A 2341-nucleotide genomic window follows, 5' to 3' on the forward strand; every position below is an offset into this window, starting at 1 on the left:
TGCCCCGCCCCGCCTTCCCCGCCCCGCCCAGCGCCGAGCTGCACATCCACCTCGAGGGCACGATCGAGCCCGAGCACATCGTCGAGATGGCGCGCCGCAACGGGGTCGCCCTGCCCACCGAGGACCTCGACGCCCTCCGCGCCCGGTACTCCTTCACCGACCTCGCGTCGTTCCTGGAGCTGCACTACTCGAACCTCACCGTGCTGAAGACGGAGCGGGACTTCTTCGAGCTCGCGACCGGCTACCTCGACCGGGCGCAGAAGGCGAACGTCCGCCGCGCCGAGATCTTCTTCGACCCGCAGACGCACCTCGGCAACGGCGTCGCGCTCGACACCGTGATGAGCGGGATCACCCGTGCGCTCGGCCGGAGCGAGGAGACCCACGGGATCTCGACGGACCTGATCATGTGCTTCCTCCGCGACCTGGGCGCCGACGCGGCCGACGAGATGCTGACGGCGATCCTCCCCTGGCGCGAGCACATCGTCGGCGTCGGGCTCGACTCGAACGAGGTGGGCTTCGGCCCGGAGCTGTTCGTCGACGTCTACGCGCGCGCCGCGGCGGACGGACTGCGCCTGGTCGCGCACGCCGGCGAGGAGGCCGGGCCCGAGACGGTCGCGGCCACCGTCGAGCTGCTGAAGGTCGAGCGGATCGACCACGGGATCCGCGCGATGGAGGACCCGGAGGTCGTCGCGATGCTCCGCGAGCGCCGCATCCCGGTGACGGTGTGCCCGCTGTCGAACGTCGCCCTGCGCGCGGTGGACACGATGGCCGACCACCCGCTGCCCGCGATGCTCCGCGAGGGACTCGTCGTGACGGTCTCGAGCGACGATCCGCCCTACTTCGGCGGCTACGTGGATGAGAACTACCGCGCCCTGGTCGAGGAGCTGGGGATGGACGACGCGCAGCTCGAGCAGCTGGCGCTCAACTCCTTCGACGCGGCGTTCATCACGGAGGAGGACCGCGAGCGCTGGCAGGCGGAGGTGCGCGAGCACTTCGCGCGGTGAGCGCGTCACTGCCCAGAGAACGATCGTTCCCACCCTCCCCGCGCGCTGAGCCCTCGTTCCACGGTCGCACGCCTCCGCGCCCGCCCTACGCTGGCCGGATGACCCGATCCGACGGCACACGATGAGCTGGGCGCTCCTCACCGGCGCGATCCTCACCGAGGTGACGGCGTCGCTCGCCCTCCAGGCCGCCATCGAGTCGCCGGGCTGGTACGCCCTCGTGGTGGCGGGCTACCTGGCGGCGTTCGTCCTCCTCAGCCGGGTGCTCAAGGCCGGCATGCCGATCGGAGTCGCGTACGGCGTATGGGGCGCGTGCGGCGTCGCGCTGACGGCGGTCCTCGCGGCCGTGCTCTTCGGTCAGCCGCTGACGGGCGTGATGACGATCGGGCTGGTGCTGATCATCGCGGGCGTGCTGATGGTCGAGATCGGCTCGCAGCGAGCGCAGGCCGCGCGCCGGGCGGTGCGCTGATGGCCTGGCTGCTGCTCTCGGGCGCGATCCTCACCGAGGTCGCCGCGACGATGAGCCTCAAGCCCGCGACGGACGGCCGGAAGCGCTGGTACGTCGTGGTCGGAGTCGGCTACGTCGTCGCGTTCACGCTGCTGGCCGGGGCGCTCGCGCAGGGCATGCCGATCGGGGTGGCCTACGGGATCTGGGCGGCGGTCGGAGTCGCGCTGACCGCGGTGCTCGGGCGCTGGCTGTTCCAGGACCCCCTGACCTGGACGATGCTCGGCGGGATCGGCCTGATCATCGCCGGCGTGCTGCTGGTGGAGCTCGGGCGCTGACCGGCCGAGTGTCGTCGCGGCGGGGCGCCCCCCGATCAGCGGCCGTCGCGGCGGGGCGCGTCCCGCTGAGCGGCCGCCGCGGCGGGAGCGCACCTCCTCAGCGGTCGTCGCGGCGGAAGCGCTTCGGAGTCACCGGTTGTCGCGGCGGTACCGCGCCTCGCGGCCGGCGATGTGGAGGCCGAGCCCGGTGACCGCGACCGCGAAGGCGACCAGCACGCCGATGAACGCGATCTCGTCGCCTGCTCCGACCGCCACGGCCGCGACGGCGAGCCCGATCAGCGCGAGGGCGAGCACCACGGCGCCGACGGTCTCGAGAGGGCTCCATGCGGTCATGACTCCAGCGTGCGCTCGGAGCGGCGCGCGGGCAAGGGGCGGCAGGCGAACAGGACACGACGTCCCGCCGACCGCGGAGGTCCGCGCGGGTCCCAGCACACGACCCGTCCGCCCGGACGTCGGCCGACCGGGTGCTGCGGATCGCGGAGCTCGTCCGAGGCGGTCCGCGGTGCGAGCCCGCTCCGCCCGTCCCCGCCGGAACGCCCCCGCCCGTTCGCCCCGCC

General features: G+C 73.3%; 4 protein-coding genes. 3 read left to right on the plus strand and 1 reads right to left on the minus strand.

Translation table 11 applies throughout. The annotated features are described in order from the left end of the window. From C5C46_RS16495 to C5C46_RS16505, 3 genes are all read left to right on the plus strand, one after another. Nucleotides 1-1004, plus strand: a 1004-nt coding sequence (locus tag C5C46_RS16495; protein ID WP_308471134.1) for an adenosine deaminase, incomplete at its 5' end; no start/stop codon positions are given. 121 nt (nt 1005-1125) lie between these two features. Next, entirely contained in the window at nt 1126-1470 is a 345-nt protein-coding gene (locus C5C46_RS16500) for a multidrug efflux SMR transporter (protein ID WP_104227486.1), read from the plus strand. Further along, nucleotides 1470-1784: a multidrug efflux SMR transporter gene (locus C5C46_RS16505; RefSeq protein ID WP_104227487.1), complete on the plus strand. Its 315-nt coding sequence runs from the start codon at nt 1470-1472 to the stop codon at nt 1782-1784. Before C5C46_RS16500 ends, C5C46_RS16505 begins: the two co-directional genes overlap by 1 nt. A gap of 129 nt (nt 1785-1913) precedes the next feature. Here C5C46_RS16505 and C5C46_RS16510 read toward each other — a convergent pair whose 3' ends face one another. Next, complete coding sequence (locus tag C5C46_RS16510) at nt 1914-2117, minus strand: hypothetical protein (RefSeq protein ID WP_104227488.1); 204 nt, start codon at nt 2115-2117, stop codon at nt 1914-1916. Between the last annotated feature and the right edge of the window lie 224 nt (nt 2118-2341).

The organism is Rathayibacter sp. AY1E6, assembly GCF_002931115.1.
GTDB lineage: Bacteria > Actinomycetota > Actinomycetes > Actinomycetales > Microbacteriaceae > Rathayibacter.

Excerpts from the sequence above, each read along its gene's own strand:
- C5C46_RS16500 (WP_104227486.1), top strand. The coding sequence starts at position 1,126 with ATGAGCTGGGCGCTCCTCACCGGCGCGATCCTCACCGAGGTGACGGCG.
- C5C46_RS16505 (WP_104227487.1), top strand. The coding sequence starts at position 1,470 with ATGGCCTGGCTGCTGCTCTCGGGCGCGATCCTCACCGAGGTCGCCGCG.
- C5C46_RS16510 (WP_104227488.1), bottom strand. The coding sequence starts at position 2,117 with ATGACCGCATGGAGCCCTCTCGAGACCGTCGGCGCCGTGGTGCTCGCC.